Here is a 13433-nt window from a genome sequence, read left to right on the forward strand (position 1 = left end):
GAGACTAGAAAAATGGCAAAAGTAATCGGTATCGATCTCGGCACCACCAACTCCTGTATCGCCATCATGGATGGCAAGGAGCCCAAGGTGATCGAAAATGCGGAAGGCGCGCGCACGACGCCTTCCATCGTCGCCATTTCGGGCGACGACGAACGTCTCGTCGGCCAGCCGGCCAAGCGCCAGGCGGTCACCAATCCTGAAAACACCATCTTCGCGGTCAAGCGCCTGATCGGCCGCCGCTATGACGATCCGGTGACGGAGAAGGACAAGAAGCTTGTCCCCTACAAGATCGTCAAGGGCGACAATGGCGATGCCTGGGTCGAGGCCGGCGGCAGGAAGCAGTCGCCCTCGCAGATCTCGGCCATGATCCTGCAGAAGATGAAGGAAACGGCGGAAGCCTATCTCGGCGAGAAGGTCGAGAAGGCGGTCATCACCGTTCCGGCCTATTTCAACGACGCCCAGCGCCAGGCGACCAAGGATGCTGGCAAGATCGCCGGCCTCGAAGTGCTGCGCATCATCAACGAGCCGACCGCGGCGGCACTTGCCTACGGCCTCGACAAGAAAGAAGGCAAGACCATCGCTGTCTACGACCTTGGCGGCGGCACGTTCGACATTTCGGTGCTTGAGATCGGCGACGGCGTGTTCGAGGTGAAGTCGACCAATGGCGACACCTTCCTCGGCGGCGAGGATTTCGACATGCGCCTGGTCGAATATCTGGCGGCGGAGTTCAAGAAGGAACAGGGCATCGACCTGAAGAACGACAAGCTTGCCCTGCAGCGCCTCAAGGAGGCGGCTGAAAAGGCCAAGATCGAGCTGTCGTCGACGACGCAGACCGAAATCAACCTGCCTTTCATCACCGCTGACGCGACCGGCCCCAAGCACCTGACGCTGAAGCTGACGCGTGCCAAGTTCGAGCAGCTGGTCGACGACCTCGTCCAGCGCACCATCGAGCCCTGCAAGGCGGCGCTCAAGGATGCCGGCCTGAAGGCTGCCGAGATCGATGAGGTTGTCCTGGTCGGCGGCATGACCCGCATGCCCAAGATCCAGGAGATCGTGAAGCAGTTCTTCGGCAAGGAACCGCACAAGGGCGTCAACCCGGATGAGGTCGTCGCGCTCGGCGCCGCCATCCAGGCCGGCGTGCTGCAGGGCGACGTCAAGGACGTGCTGCTGCTCGACGTGACGCCGCTGTCGCTCGGCATCGAGACACTGGGTGGCGTGTTCACCCGACTGATCGAACGCAACACGACGATCCCGACCAAGAAGAGCCAGGTGTTCTCGACCGCTGAGGATAGTCAGTCGGCCGTGACCATCCGCGTCTTCCAGGGCGAGCGTGAAATGGCCGCCGACAACAAGGCGCTCGGCCAGTTCGACCTGGTCGGCATTCCGCCGGCGCCGCGCGGCGTGCCGCAGATCGAGGTCACGTTCGACATCGATGCCAACGGCATCGTCAACGTTTCGGCCAAGGACAAAGGCACCGGCAAGGAGCACCAGATACGCATCCAGGCATCGGGTGGTCTTTCGGACGCCGACATCGAAAAGATGGTGAAGGACGCCGAAGCCAATGCCGAGACCGACAAGAAGCGGCGTGGGCTGGTCGAGGCCCGCAACCAGGCCGAGGCGATGCTGCATTCTTCGGAGAAGTCGCTGAAGGAATATGGCGACAAGGTCTCGGAAGCCGACCGCAAGGCAATCGTCGATGCCATCGCCGCTCTTAAGACGGCTTCGGAAGGCGACGACGCCGCCGATATCGAGGCGAAGTCGCAGGTCCTCGCCGAAGCTTCGATGAAGCTCGGCCAGGCCATGTACGAGGCCTCGCAGAAGGAAGCGGCGGAAGCCGATGCCAAGGCGGATGCCGCCAAGGATAGCGACGTTGTCGACGCCGATTTCGAGGAAATCAACGAGGACGACGACAAGAAGAAGTCGGCCTGAGCCGCCTGAAGACAGGATAATGCAGAAAGCCCGGCGCAAAGCCGGGCTTTTTTGCAACCCTTGCTGAAAAAGTGCGGGCCTTTGTAGAAAAATCATCGAAAAACACCGACGGGACAGCCACGGCCCTAGCATCCGGGCAGCACCGCTCCTAAATCGAGAAAACGTGCCGGCAAAACGACGCCACAAACATCAAGACGTTGAGCATCCGGACTGCGGGAAAAAATGAAAGCTGATTTCTACGAAACGCTGGGCGTCCAGAAAGGCGCCGACGAGAAGGAGCTCAAGAGCGCTTTCCGCAAGCTCGCCATGCAGTTCCATCCCGACCGCAATCCCGGCGATCATTCCTGCGAGCACAAGTTCAAGGAAATCAACGAAGCCTACGAAACGCTGAAGGACCCGCAGAAGCGCGCGGCCTATGACCGCTTCGGTCACGCCGCCTTCGAACAGGGCGGCATGAATGGCGGTGCGCAAGGCTTTGGCGCCGGCGGCTTCGCCGACATCTTCGAGGACATTTTCGGCGACATGATGGGCGGCCGTCAGCGCCGCTCGTCGGGCGGCCGAGAGCGCGGAGCCGATCTGCGCTACAATATGGAAATCTTGCTGGAAGAAGCCTTCGCGGGAAAAACCGCGCAGATCCGCGTGCCGGCTTCGATCTCCTGTTCGGAATGCTCCGGCAGCGGCGCCAAGCCCGGCACCCAGCCCGTCACCTGCTCGATGTGCAACGGCCACGGCAAGGTGCGCGCCACGCAAGGCTTCTTCTCGATCGAGCGCACCTGCCCGCAATGCCAAGGCCGCGGCCAGACCATCAAGGACCCGTGCCCGAAATGCGCCGGCCAGGGCCGCGTCACCGAGGAACGTTCGCTGTCGGTCAACATTCCGGCCGGTATAGAGGACGGCACCCGCATCCGCCTTGCCAATGAGGGTGAGGCCGGCCTGCGTGGCGGACCTTCGGGCGACCTCTATATTTTCCTGGCGGTGAAGCCGCACGAATTCTTTCAGCGCGATGGTGCCGACCTCTACTGCAAGGTGCCGATCTCGATGACGACGGCAGCCCTTGGCGGCTCCTTCGAGGTGACGACGCTGGACGGCACGCAGACCAAGGTGAAGGTGACCGAAGGCACGCAGAACGGTCGCCAGTTCCGCCTCAAGGGCAAGGGCATGCCGGTGCTGCGCCAGCCCAATGTCGGCGACCTCTATATCCAGACCGCGGTCGAGACGCCGCAGAACCTTACCCGACGCCAGCGCGAATTGCTGGAAGAGTTCGAACAGCTCTCTTCACAGGACAATTCGCCCCAATCGAGCGGGTTTTTCGCCCGCATGAAGGATTTCTTCGAATCCTTTGGCGAGCGTTGATAGGGCAGGAATGGCGCGTCATCAGATGAAATGCGCCGTGTCTTGGGCCATGTCTTGGGACGCGACCAAATCTATCTTATCCACGACATCGGCAGGGTCGTGCCTTGCCTTGCGCTGCTCAGGTGTTAAGTAACTTTGGGGGAGCGCTGAGGAGAGCTTGCATGACACGTGGTCCCGGACTGCGGAAGGCGCTTGCCGAAAAGTTCGACGACGAGCTCAAGTTCTTCAAGGGCTGGATCGACAAGCCGAAGACGGTCGGCTCGATCGTTCCGACCAGCTCGATCACGGCCCGCAAAATGGCTTCGATCGTCAATCCGAAGTCAGGCCTGCCCGTGCTCGAAATCGGTCCCGGCACCGGCGTCATCACCCGCGCCATCCTGGCGCTCGGTGTGCGGCCTGAAAACCTTTACGCCCTCGAATACAACACGGATTTCGTGCGCCATTTGCGCGGACTCTATCCGGGCGTCAACGTCATCGAGGGCGATGCCTTCAACCTCAACGCTACGCTCGGCGAGAGGAGCGGGATGATCTTCGATTCCGTCGTGTCCGGCGTGCCGCTGCTCAATTTCCCCGTCGCCCAGCGCATCGCCTATATAGAGAGCCTGCTCGACCGCATCCCGGCCGGTCGGCCGATCGTGCAGCTGACCTATGGCCCGATGTCGCCGATACCGGCCGGCCGTGGCAACTACACGGTCAAGCATTTCGACTTCATCTTCCGCAACATCCCGCCGACGCAGCTGTGGATCTATCGGCGCGAAGCACATTGATTTGAGCCGCCCCTGGCTGTACCTGTCCGGGAACAAGGGTGGCCAATGGCAGTGATCCCGAAAATCCTCGTCTTCGCCGGCTCGGTGCGCAGCGGCGCTTACAGCGGCAGGGCCGCTGATGCGGCGCAGAAGGAGCTTGCGGTGCAGGGCGCCGAGGTGACCCGCATTTCGCTCGCCGACTATGTCCTGCCGATCCTCGATGAGGATCTTGAAAAGGAAAAGGGCGTTCCCGAAAACGCCGTCAAACTCGGCCGCCTGGTCATCGCCCATGACGGGCTGCTGATTGCCACGCCGGAATATAACGGCTCCATCCCGCCGCTGCTCAAGAACACGATCGACTGGGTGAGCCGGGTGCGCCGAGACGGCGGCCGGCCGGTCAGGCCGCTGGCCGGCAAGGTCGCCGGCCTGTGCTCGTCCTCCAACGGCCACTTCGCCGGCATCCGCTGCATCAATCATCTGCGCGCCGTGCTGGTGCGTTGCCAGATGGAGGTGGTGACGCCGGAATGCTGCGTGCCCGACGGCGGCGACGCCTTTGACGAAGGCGGCAATTTCCGCGACGAAAGACTGCACAAATCGATGGAGCATCTATGCCGCACGCTGATCGAAACCTCGCGCATGCTGTCGACGCGGATCGAAGCGTGATTGCCAAGACCATGCAGGACCGGTTGATCGTCGGCCTCGACGTGCCAACGGTGAAAGAGGCCGAGCAAGCGGTGCGGGAACTCGACGGCGTCGTCTCCTTCTACAAGATCGGCTATCAGCTGGCCTTTGCCGGCGGGCTCGACTTTGCCAGGGAACTGGCCAGCGGCGGGACAAAAGTCTTCCTCGACATGAAGCTGCTCGACATCGACCACACGGTGGCCAAGGGCGTCGAGAACATCGTCAAGATGGGCATGACCATGCTGACCATCCACGCCTATCCCAAGGCGATGCGGGCTGCCGTGGAGGCGGCCAGGGGCAGCGACCTTTGCCTGCTCGCCGTCAGCGTGCTGACCTCGATGGACGAGCAGGACATGATCGACGTCGGTTATGAATACGACCCGCACACGCTGGTGCTCAGGCGCTCGGAACAGGCGTTGCATGCCGGCATGGGCGGCATCGTCTGCTCGGCCGAAGAGGCCGAAGCGGTGCGCCGCATCGTCGGCCCCGACATGGCGGTGGTGACGCCGGGCATAAGGCCGGCGGGCAGCGACCATGGCGACCAGAAGCGCGTGGTGACGCCAGGCCAGGCGATCCGCAATGGCTCCAGCCACCTCGTTGTCGGCCGCCCGATCGTCGCGGCAAGCGACCGCCGCGCTGCGGCGCAAGCGATCGTCGACGAAATGCGCTCTGCTTAGAGCAATTCCAGGAAAAGTGTGAAACGGTTTTCCGTCCGGAATTGCGTCAAAACACAGAGTTTCCAAGTTCGGAGAAGAACAATGCCAAAGGGATACTGGGTCGCTCGTGTCGATGTGCGCGATGCCGAAGGCTACAAGGACTATGTGGCCGCCGCCAAACCTGCCTTCGAGCGGTTCGGCGCGAAATTCCTGGCGCGCGGCGGGGCACATGAGCTGGCCGAAGGGCCGGGCCGGGCCCGCAACGTGATCATCGAGTTCGAATCGCTGGCCACGGCGCATGACTGCTACCACTCGCCGGAATATCAGCGCGCTGTCGCCATCCGCCAGAAGGTCGCCGACGGCGAGATCGTTCTCGTCGAAGGGGCCTGAGGCGGCCTATTCGGTCGAATCCGGATAACGCAGGAAGATCCCATTCAAAGGCTCGGGTCGCTTCAGGCGCAGTCCTGCGGCTCGAACGACCGTTCAGCCGGCCTATCGCCGGTACGCGCCTATCAGGCCGTGACCGCCTATCCCAAATAGGGTTCGCCGGGGTATTTCGAGGCATGCACGGCTTCGAGTTGACATGCAGGTATTTACCTGCATATTATTGTCTCACAACAGAGTGAGGCTGATGGACGCCGACAAGGTTTTCAAAGCACTGGGCGACCCGACACGCAGAAGGCTGCTCGACCTTCTCTGTGAGAAGAACGGGCAGACGCTTGGCGAGCTTTGCGAACATCTCGACATGGCAAGGCAATCCGCCACCCAGCACATCGACCTGCTGGAGGCGGCCAATCTGGTTAGCACGGTCAAGCGTGGCCGCGAAAAGCTGCACTTCATCAACCCGGTGCCGCTGCACGAGGTCTACGAGCGCTGGGTGCGAAAATTTGAACGGCAGCGGCTCAGCCTGCTGCACGACCTGAAACAGGAACTCGAAGGAGACGACCAATGACCGCCAGAGAGACGACCAGTTTTGTCTACGTGACCTACATCCGCTCGACGCCGGAGAAGGTGTTCGAGGCCATCACCAGGCCCGATATCGCCAGGCGCTATTGGGGCCACGAAAACGTCTCCGACTGGAAGCCGGGATCGAAATGGGAACATATCCGCGCCAATGATGAGCGGACCGTCCAGATTGTCGGCAAGGTCGTCGAGGTCTCGCCGCCAACCCGTCTCGTCATCACCTGGGCGAGCCCTTCGCAGGCCTCCAATCCGGCAAGCTACAGCCGGGTGACCTTCGGCATCGAGGAATACGACGCCATGGTCCGGCTGACCGTCACCCATGACGAACTCGAAGCCGGCTCCGGCATGGCAAAAGGCATCAGCCAGGGCTGGCCGGTTGTGCTGTCCAGTCTGAAATCCTTGCTCGAAACCGGCAGCGGCATCGACGTTTTCGCCAAGCCGAAATCAGCCTGATTGCAAAGGGGATGACAATGACCAAACGCTATAAGGGCGGCTGCGCCTGCGGAGCCATCCGCTACGAATCCAGCGGCGAGCCGATCTTCCAGAACCACTGCCAGTGCCTGGATTGCCAGAAGCGCGCGGGCACCGGCCACGGATCCTACCTGACCTTCGGCCGGCGCGCCGATATGGCAATCACCGGCGAGGCGAGCACCTGGCGGGTGGCTGGCGCCAGCGGCAACGAAAAGATCCACGCCTTCTGCCCGACCTGCGGCACGCCGGTCTATTTGACATTCATCGCTATGCCGGACCTGATCGCGGTCCACGCCACCAGCCTTGACGACCCAGGCGTATTCGAGCCGCAGGTGGTCACCTATACGATATCAGGTCATGGCTGGGATACGATCGATCCCTCCCTGCAGGCATTCGAGCGAATGCCTCGGGGATAAGGCCCTGGGACCGATCCAGCGGCGGCCTATGCCGCGCCAGCGCATGGGCGAGCCGAGAGGCAAAGCTGAACGCGGTCACGACGGTGAGGTCGAATTCAGACGGCTCGTGGCGGTCTCGGCCATGGCGTCGGCAAGCTCCAGATCCCATTGCGAGCGGCAATAGGCGCGGAAGTCGAAGCAAGGCAGGCCGGGGCACACCTCGAATTCGATGAGATGAACCGTGTCGTCGGCCTCGACCCGCAGGTCGACGGAGAACACATCGCGCAGGCCAAGGCCGCTGATCAGCTGGCTGGCGATCGCCCTGATCCTAACGTCCGCGATCGGCTGCAGATCGGCAACGGCGACGAGCTCCGGCTCGACATACTGTCCCGCCGCCTTCGCCGCTTCACCGGTTTCGCCGTAGAGCGCCATGCTGTCGGCCATGGTCTGGAAATCGGCACCTGAATCGACAAAGGCCACACCAAGCGCCTCGACACCAACTTGCGGCGTCAGCCCGAGGAAGCTGGCGCGCACGTTGCGGCCGGCGACATAGGGCTGGACGACGACGTCGTCGCGATAGGCGGCGAAAACGCGCCGGCTAAGCTCCAGCGCATGGCCGAGATCCGCCACGCGCGAATCCGGCCAGATGCCGATCTTGGCGCCGAGCCGGTTGGGCTTGACGAACCAGCCGGCGGCGGAAGCCGGCGGCTCGACCAACCATTTGCCATCCCGAGCAAGGCCTGCCTGCGGCACCGGCAGGCCGAGCGCGCCAAGCACGGCGCCGGAGCGGAACTTGTCCTGGCAGAGCGCGAACAGTGAATCATCGGCGCCGATCGTCCTCAACCCCTTGAGCCGGGCCAGCGCTGGTGCCGCGCCGCCGCGGAAATAGGCGATGCCGTCAGACAGCGTCCAGACCAGCGTGTTCTCCGGATCCTCGCCTTCCAGCACGTCGGCGGCATCGTCGAGCGCCACCGGCGCAAAGGCGAGACCCCGCGCTTCACAGGCGGCGGCAAGCGCATCAAACTCGAGAGCCAGATCGGTCGACTGCGCCAGATAGGACGAGATTTCGGTGGCGCGCTGCTGAGGATAGCCGTCTGATATCAGACGGTCGAAGCAAGCCTTTTCCGGCTCGTAGACAAGGATCAGCTTTGGCTTGCGGCTCGACATGAGATGAACACTTCCCGGCAGTGGCATCGCTTAACATCGCACGGCCGACGCAAACGGCTTTCGCGAAACCGACCCGTGCCGGGCGCTTGGGTGACATCTACGCTATGGACAGGAGATGCGCCGGGGCGCCGGGCCTTGCTCAGGCGATCAGCACGCGCGGTTCGAAGCGGCCGTTGACGGGAATGTCGATGAGGAAGGTCATGCCCGCTTGCGGATCGAGCTGGCGCTGTTTTTCGTCCTTGCCTTTCCAGGCCGATGTCACCGCCAGCCGGTCGGCCTTGGCGCCGACAAAGGCCGGGCAGGACGCCTGCGTCACCGGCATGGGAATTTCGCGCAGCAATGTGCCATCGGGCGAATAGGCCTTGACCGCCTTGCCACCCCAGACGGCATTCCACAGCACGCCATCGCGGTCGACGACGGAGCCATCGACGTAGCCCTTCGAGGCGCGATGGTCGACAAAGACTTTCGACTCGCCAACCGGCAGGCCCGTCGCCGGATCGCAGGCGGTACGCATCAAAAGGCCGGTCGCGGTGTCGGTGTAATAGGCGATGGTGCCGTCCTGCGAAAAACAGATCGAGTTCGACACGGTGATGCCGGTGTAAAGCGTGCGCAGCTCGCCCTTGAAAACCCAGTAGATCGAGCCCGCGCCCTTGCTCTCGTCCTTGGCCATCGTGCCGACCCAGAAGGCACCGCAGGGGTGGACACGCGAATCGTTGGAGCGTGTGAGCGGGTTGTCGGCCTCGATCGGCGTGTGCAGTGTCATCTTGCCGTCCGCGACGTCGCGGACGAAGAGGCCGGTCTCGGTTGCGATCAGCTGGCGATGATCGTCGATGATGGCGATGGCACTCGCCATCTGGCCAAGCTCATGGATCCTCAGCGCGCCGCCGGCCACCGGTTTTTCCAGAAGCTGGCCGTTGACGATGTCGAACCAGAACAGTGCGTCGGTGGCAGGGTCATAACTCGGCCCTTCGCCGAGCTGGCAGACATGGTCGGAAAAAACCGAAACCTCACCCATCATGCGTCTCCGAAGACCACATCCCAGGCCGCGACGGCGGCGTGCGCCCGCGCGGCCACTTCGTCGACGCTCATGCCGGGCTTGAACAGGCTGGAACCAAGACCGAAGACCGTGACGCCGACCGCCTTGTAGCCGGCAAAATCCTTTTCAGAAACGCCGCCGACGGCGCCGACCAGCGTCTGTGCCGGCAGCACCGCCCGGATGGCGGAAATGCCTGATGCACCGAGCGCGCTGGCCGGAAAGAATTTCAGCGCCGAAGCGCCGAGCCGGATAGCCTGGAACGCCTCTGTCGGCGTGAACACGCCGGGCATGGTAACCATGCCGTAATGCCTGGCGCGCGCCATCACCTCGGCATCGATGTTGGGGCTGACCAAGAGCCGGCCGCCGGCCTGTTGCAGGCCGTCGACATCGGCCGCCGTCAGCACCGTGCCGGCGCCGACCAGGGCCGACTTCGGCAGCACCTGGACAATCCTGGCGATCGACGAGAAAGGCTGGGGCGAGTTGAGCGGCACTTCGATCGCCTCGATGCCGGCATCGAACAGCGCCTGCCCCATGGCAATCGCTTCAGTGGCTTTCAGGCCGCGCAGGATGGCGACCAGCCCACGCTTGAGTTTTGGAAAGGCTGCGGTCTCGGTCATGCCAAGGCTCCGGTTCTGGCGATCATGCCGTTTTCGCGTGCGGCTTCGATGAGGCCGGCGCGCACCGCCTCGTCGGCGTCGACGGCCCGGACGGCAAGCCCTCCGAGGTCGAGTGCGGCTTGATAGAGCACGGCGAGCGCGCCGGAAGCGATCAGCACGACCGGCGCATCGCCGGCGCCATAGCGGCGCTTCGCCGAGGCGATCTCGCCGCCGATCAAAAGCGCGGACAGGCAGGCCGCCGCATCTTCCGCCTTCAGGTCCTGCAGGAGCCCGGCGGCGCGGATGGCAAACAGCTTCGAGGTGACGTCGCCGCCTTCGCCAAGCGCCCGTTCGCACCATTGCTGGAAGAATGGACTGTCTGCGGTGACCGGAGCCGGATGCTCGCCCAGCGAATGCTTGAGGATCGAATGCGCGGCCAGTACCGAAAACAGCTCGCCGGTCGGCCAGGTGCCGAAGCCGGCAACCGCGCCATCCTCGACCAGCACCCATTTCGAATGCGTGCCCGGCATGCAGGCGAGATGCCGCCCCTTTGCCGGCAAGCCAGCACCGGCAAGCTGTGTTTCCTCGCCGCGCATGACATCTGGCGCATCAGCCAGGCGCTGGGCAAGACCCGGCACAATGCGGATGTCGCGTTTCTGATCAGCCACCCGGGCGGCACCACCGAGAATAGCACTGAGCGGCGCCGGCACGGTCACATAGGGCGCCTCGATCCAGCCCTGGCGAGAGCCGGCCATGCCGCAGATGATGACGGGCAGCGCCTCAGGCGCGCCCATGGCGGCCAAATGGCCTTCCAGCACGTTGGAAAAGCCTTTTTCGCGCGCGGTGATCAGGCCGTCGTCGCCGCGGCGCTCGGCAAGCACCTTGCCGCTACCATCGATCAGCCATGCCCGGAGCCGGGTCGTGCCCCAATCGAGAGCCGCGACTGCCGGAGCGTTGCTGGCCGGGCTCACAGGAAACCTCCGTCGACAACAAGCATTTGCGCGGTCAGCATGCGCGAGGCATCCGAGGCCAAGAACAGCACCGTGCCGACCATGTCGTCCGGCCGCATGACCTCCTTGATGCACTGCTTGGCGACATGGGCTTCAAGCGCCCCCTCGGTCACCCAGCGTTCTTGCTGCCGTTCGGTGATAACCCAGCCGGGCGCGACGGCGTTGACGCGGATGCGGTCGGGACCGAGCTTGCCGGCCAGCCCCTTGGTCAGGCCGAGGATACCGGCCTTGGCGGCGGTATAGGCCGGCATGTCGGGATGGTTGATGAGGTAGGATGTCGAGGTGAAGTTGATGATCGAGCCGCCGCCGGCCCGCTTCATGCCCGGCGCCACCGCCTGCGCGGTGAAGAAATGTGGCCTGAGATTGATCGCCTGGTTGTTGTCCCAGAATTCCACCGTCACGTCCTCGATGGCGTGACGCTCGTCCCAGGCGGCATTGTTGATCAGCACCGTGACATCGCCATGCGCTTCTGCTGCTTTGGCCGCCGAGGCGCGCAGAGCGTCGATGTCGCGCAGATCGGTCTTGAGGTAGAGCGGCCGCCTCTTGAAGTCTCTCTCGATGCGGTCGGCAAGCAGCGTGCTCGGGCCGTCGGCGATGTCGATGAAGGCGACATTGGCACCCTGGCGGATAAAACCCTCGGTCAGAGCCGCGCCGATCCCGGATCCGCCACCGGTGATCAACACCGAGGCTCCCTTGAGGTCGGCAAAATCCGCCGATGGCATCATATTGTTATCTCCGCACTTAACCGGCGCGCATCCTAGCCAGAGAAGTCGCACGGGCAAGGGCGAAACGTCGGATTTGCCGGCATATGTCAGACAAAACGACAATGCGCCGCACGCGGCGCAAGGTCACCATGACGGGACACCGCAGGGATTACCGGTCAGATCGCCTTGGCGCGCAGCGCACCACGGAAGGTATCGCGGAGATAGCCGAGCGTGGCGTCGGCATCGACCGGCTTGCCGAACAGGTAACCCTGCCCGCCGGCGCAGCCGAACTGGACCAGGCGATCGGCCTGCGCTTCCTCTTCGATGCCTTCGGCGACCACATCCATGCCCAGCCCCTCGCACATGGCGAGGATGGCGCGGATGATGTGTTCGGACGGCCGGTCGTCGAGAATGGAGGAGACGAAGGCGCGGTCGATCTTGAGCTTGTCGAAATGGAATTCGCGCAGGCGGCCGAGCGAGGACTGGCCGGTGCCGAAATCGTCGAGCGAGACGCGGATGCCGACGCGGCGCAGGTCCTCGACGATCTGCGCCGCCGAGGCCGGGTCGTTCATCAGGCCGGTTTCGGTGATCTCGATCTCCAGGCGGCGCGGATCAAAGCCGGTGCGGTCGAGGATCGCCAATATATGCAGGCCGGTGTTCTGGTCGACGAGCTGCGAGGGCGACAGGTTGAAGGACAGGAACAGGTCCTTCGGCCAGCTCCTCGCCGCCTCGGTCGCCTTGCGCAGCACCAGCTGCGACAGCGGGCCGATGATGCCGCGCTCCTCGGCGATCGGAATGAACACAGTCGGCGGCACCGCGCCGAGGTCGCGATCGGTCCAGCGCGCCAGCGTCTCGAAGCCGATGGTGCGGCGAGTGTTGAGATCGACGATCGGCTGGAAATGCGGCTCAACCTCGCCGGCGGAAACGGCGCGGCGCAGCGCCTGCTCGATGCGGGTGACCCGCTTGGCCGCTTCTTCCATTTCGCGGGTGTAGACGACGACCCGGCCCCGGCCGGAACGCTTGGCGTGGTAGAGCGCCGTCTCTGCCTTGTTGACGAGGATCTCGGTGGTCTCGTCGCCGGAATAAAACAGCGAGCAGCCGACCGAGGCCGACAGCCTGGCGGTGCGCTCGCCGACATCGTAAGGCGCCGACAGGATCTCGATCAGCATGCGGGATTTTTCCGCCGCCGCCTCCTCCGAGAACACCAGCGGATAGAGGAAGGCGAATTCGTCCGCGCCGATGCGGCAGACCGTCGAATGGCCATCCATCGAGGCGCGCAGGCGCATCGCGACCTGGATCAGGATATCGTCGCCGGCCTTGTGGCCGAACAGATCGTTGATCGGCTTGAAGCCGTCGAGGTCGAGAATGCCGACGGTAAAAGGCGCGGGATCGTCGGCACGATCGCTGATCAGGCGGTCGACCTTGTCGAAGAAGCGGCGATGGTTGCCAAGCCCGGTCAACGGATCTGTAAACGCCAGATCCGTGCTCTCCCTGCTTGCCTGACCGGTGCCAAACGAAGTTTGCATCGGTGTCCCTGTTTTTTGACGTCGGAATTTATTTCCGAGACTGGCAGCAAACCCTTTAGGAAACGTATCCCGAAAATCGATTTTTCGCAGCTAAATCATCATCCCGGAGAATGGTATCCGGTTTGCAAAAAAACCATGCTTGGCTGCAAGTCAGATGCTCTCGGGACGCCCGCCGAAAACCTGCATCAAGCCTTTGTCTT

General features: G+C 63.3%; 15 protein-coding genes. 9 read left to right on the forward strand and 6 right to left on the reverse strand.

What is annotated here, in order from left to right; all coding sequences use genetic code 11:
- Nucleotides 1–12: 12 nt before the first annotated feature.
- From dnaK to A3A9_RS0132235, 9 genes are all read left to right on the forward strand, one after another.
- Entirely contained in the window at nucleotides 13–1929 is a 1917-nt protein-coding gene (gene dnaK, locus A3A9_RS0132195) for a molecular chaperone DnaK (protein WP_027062286.1), read from the forward strand.
- Between the two features lie 222 nt (nucleotides 1930–2151).
- On the forward strand, nucleotides 2152–3282 hold the full coding sequence (gene dnaJ / locus A3A9_RS0132200) for a molecular chaperone DnaJ (RefSeq protein ID WP_027062287.1): 1131 nt from the start codon (nucleotides 2152–2154) through the stop codon (nucleotides 3280–3282).
- A gap of 161 nt (nucleotides 3283–3443) precedes the next feature.
- A complete protein-coding gene (pmtA, locus tag A3A9_RS0132205; protein ID WP_027062288.1) occupies nucleotides 3444–4049 on the forward strand; it encodes a phospholipid N-methyltransferase PmtA in 606 nt (201 codons plus the stop codon).
- Between the two features lie 45 nt (nucleotides 4050–4094).
- A complete protein-coding gene (locus A3A9_RS0132210) occupies nucleotides 4095–4691 on the forward strand; it encodes an NADPH-dependent FMN reductase (RefSeq protein ID WP_027062289.1) in 597 nt (198 codons plus the stop codon).
- An 11-nt stretch (nucleotides 4692–4702) separates the two neighbouring features.
- Complete coding sequence (gene pyrF / locus A3A9_RS0132215) at nucleotides 4703–5386, forward strand: orotidine-5'-phosphate decarboxylase (RefSeq protein ID WP_033838946.1); 684 nt, start codon at nucleotides 4703–4705, stop codon at nucleotides 5384–5386.
- Nucleotides 5387–5467: 81 nt separating this feature from the next.
- Entirely contained in the window at nucleotides 5468–5755 is a 288-nt protein-coding gene (locus A3A9_RS0132220; protein ID WP_027062291.1) for a DUF1330 domain-containing protein, read from the forward strand.
- Nucleotides 5756–5996: 241 nt separating this feature from the next.
- On the forward strand, nucleotides 5997–6317 hold the full coding sequence (locus A3A9_RS0132225) for an ArsR/SmtB family transcription factor (protein ID WP_027062292.1): 321 nt from the start codon (nucleotides 5997–5999) through the stop codon (nucleotides 6315–6317).
- Complete coding sequence (locus tag A3A9_RS0132230) at nucleotides 6314–6781, forward strand: SRPBCC family protein (RefSeq protein ID WP_027062293.1); 468 nt, start codon at nucleotides 6314–6316, stop codon at nucleotides 6779–6781. Before A3A9_RS0132225 ends, A3A9_RS0132230 begins: the two co-directional genes overlap by 4 nt.
- Nucleotides 6782–6798: 17 nt before the next feature.
- On the forward strand, nucleotides 6799–7215 hold the full coding sequence (locus tag A3A9_RS0132235) for a GFA family protein (protein ID WP_027062294.1): 417 nt from the start codon (nucleotides 6799–6801) through the stop codon (nucleotides 7213–7215).
- Between the two features lie 75 nt (nucleotides 7216–7290).
- Here the strand turns inward: A3A9_RS0132235 and A3A9_RS0132240 are convergent, their stop codons facing one another.
- The 6 genes from A3A9_RS0132240 to A3A9_RS0132265 form a co-directional block, all read right to left on the reverse strand.
- Nucleotides 7291–8361, reverse strand: a complete 1071-nt coding sequence (locus A3A9_RS0132240; protein ID WP_027062295.1) for a hypothetical protein — start codon at nucleotides 8359–8361, stop codon at nucleotides 7291–7293.
- Nucleotides 8362–8500: 139 nt separating this feature from the next.
- Nucleotides 8501–9376, reverse strand: coding sequence for an SMP-30/gluconolactonase/LRE family protein (locus A3A9_RS0132245; RefSeq protein ID WP_027062296.1), 876 nt, complete (start codon nucleotides 9374–9376; stop codon nucleotides 8501–8503).
- On the reverse strand, nucleotides 9376–10014 hold the full coding sequence (locus A3A9_RS0132250) for a 2-dehydro-3-deoxy-6-phosphogalactonate aldolase (protein ID WP_027062297.1): 639 nt from the start codon (nucleotides 10012–10014) through the stop codon (nucleotides 9376–9378). Before A3A9_RS0132250 ends, A3A9_RS0132245 begins: the two co-directional genes overlap by 1 nt.
- Nucleotides 10011–10964 carry a 2-dehydro-3-deoxygalactonokinase gene (locus A3A9_RS0132255; RefSeq protein ID WP_027062298.1) on the reverse strand — a complete coding sequence of 318 codons (954 nt, stop codon included), beginning with the start codon at nucleotides 10962–10964 and terminating at the stop codon, nucleotides 10011–10013. The genes A3A9_RS0132250 and A3A9_RS0132255 overlap by 4 nt, the downstream gene beginning before the upstream one ends.
- Entirely contained in the window at nucleotides 10961–11728 is a 768-nt protein-coding gene (locus A3A9_RS0132260; protein ID WP_027062299.1) for an SDR family NAD(P)-dependent oxidoreductase, read from the reverse strand. The genes A3A9_RS0132255 and A3A9_RS0132260 overlap by 4 nt, the downstream gene beginning before the upstream one ends.
- Nucleotides 11729–11883: 155 nt before the next feature.
- Nucleotides 11884–13233 carry a putative bifunctional diguanylate cyclase/phosphodiesterase gene (locus A3A9_RS0132265; protein WP_027062300.1) on the reverse strand — a complete coding sequence of 450 codons (1350 nt, stop codon included), beginning with the start codon at nucleotides 13231–13233 and terminating at the stop codon, nucleotides 11884–11886.
- Nucleotides 13234–13433 lie beyond the last annotated feature (200 nt).

The sequence above is a fragment of the Mesorhizobium loti CJ3sym genome, assembly GCF_000472785.1.
GTDB lineage: Bacteria > Pseudomonadota > Alphaproteobacteria > Rhizobiales > Rhizobiaceae > Mesorhizobium > Mesorhizobium loti_E.

Coding starts and splice junctions, on each gene's coding strand:
- dnaK (WP_027062286.1), top strand. CDS start 13: ATGGCAAAAGTAATCGGTATCGATCTCGGCACCACCAACTCCTGTATC.
- A3A9_RS0132240 (WP_027062295.1), bottom strand. CDS start 8,361: ATGTCGAGCCGCAAGCCAAAGCTGATCCTTGTCTACGAGCCGGAAAAG.
- A3A9_RS0132250 (WP_027062297.1), bottom strand. CDS start 10,014: ATGACCGAGACCGCAGCCTTTCCAAAACTCAAGCGTGGGCTGGTCGCC.
- dnaJ (WP_027062287.1), top strand. CDS start 2,152: ATGAAAGCTGATTTCTACGAAACGCTGGGCGTCCAGAAAGGCGCCGAC.
- A3A9_RS0132260 (WP_027062299.1), bottom strand. CDS start 11,728: ATGATGCCATCGGCGGATTTTGCCGACCTCAAGGGAGCCTCGGTGTTG.
- A3A9_RS0132210 (WP_027062289.1), top strand. CDS start 4,095: ATGGCAGTGATCCCGAAAATCCTCGTCTTCGCCGGCTCGGTGCGCAGC.
- A3A9_RS0132245 (WP_027062296.1), bottom strand. CDS start 9,376: ATGGGTGAGGTTTCGGTTTTTTCCGACCATGTCTGCCAGCTCGGCGAA.
- pmtA (WP_027062288.1), top strand. CDS start 3,444: ATGACACGTGGTCCCGGACTGCGGAAGGCGCTTGCCGAAAAGTTCGAC.
- A3A9_RS0132225 (WP_027062292.1), top strand. CDS start 5,997: ATGGACGCCGACAAGGTTTTCAAAGCACTGGGCGACCCGACACGCAGA.
- A3A9_RS0132265 (WP_027062300.1), bottom strand. CDS start 13,233: ATGCAAACTTCGTTTGGCACCGGTCAGGCAAGCAGGGAGAGCACGGAT.
- pyrF (WP_033838946.1), top strand. CDS start 4,703: ATGCAGGACCGGTTGATCGTCGGCCTCGACGTGCCAACGGTGAAAGAG.
- A3A9_RS0132235 (WP_027062294.1), top strand. CDS start 6,799: ATGACCAAACGCTATAAGGGCGGCTGCGCCTGCGGAGCCATCCGCTAC.
- A3A9_RS0132230 (WP_027062293.1), top strand. CDS start 6,314: ATGACCGCCAGAGAGACGACCAGTTTTGTCTACGTGACCTACATCCGC.
- A3A9_RS0132220 (WP_027062291.1), top strand. CDS start 5,468: ATGCCAAAGGGATACTGGGTCGCTCGTGTCGATGTGCGCGATGCCGAA.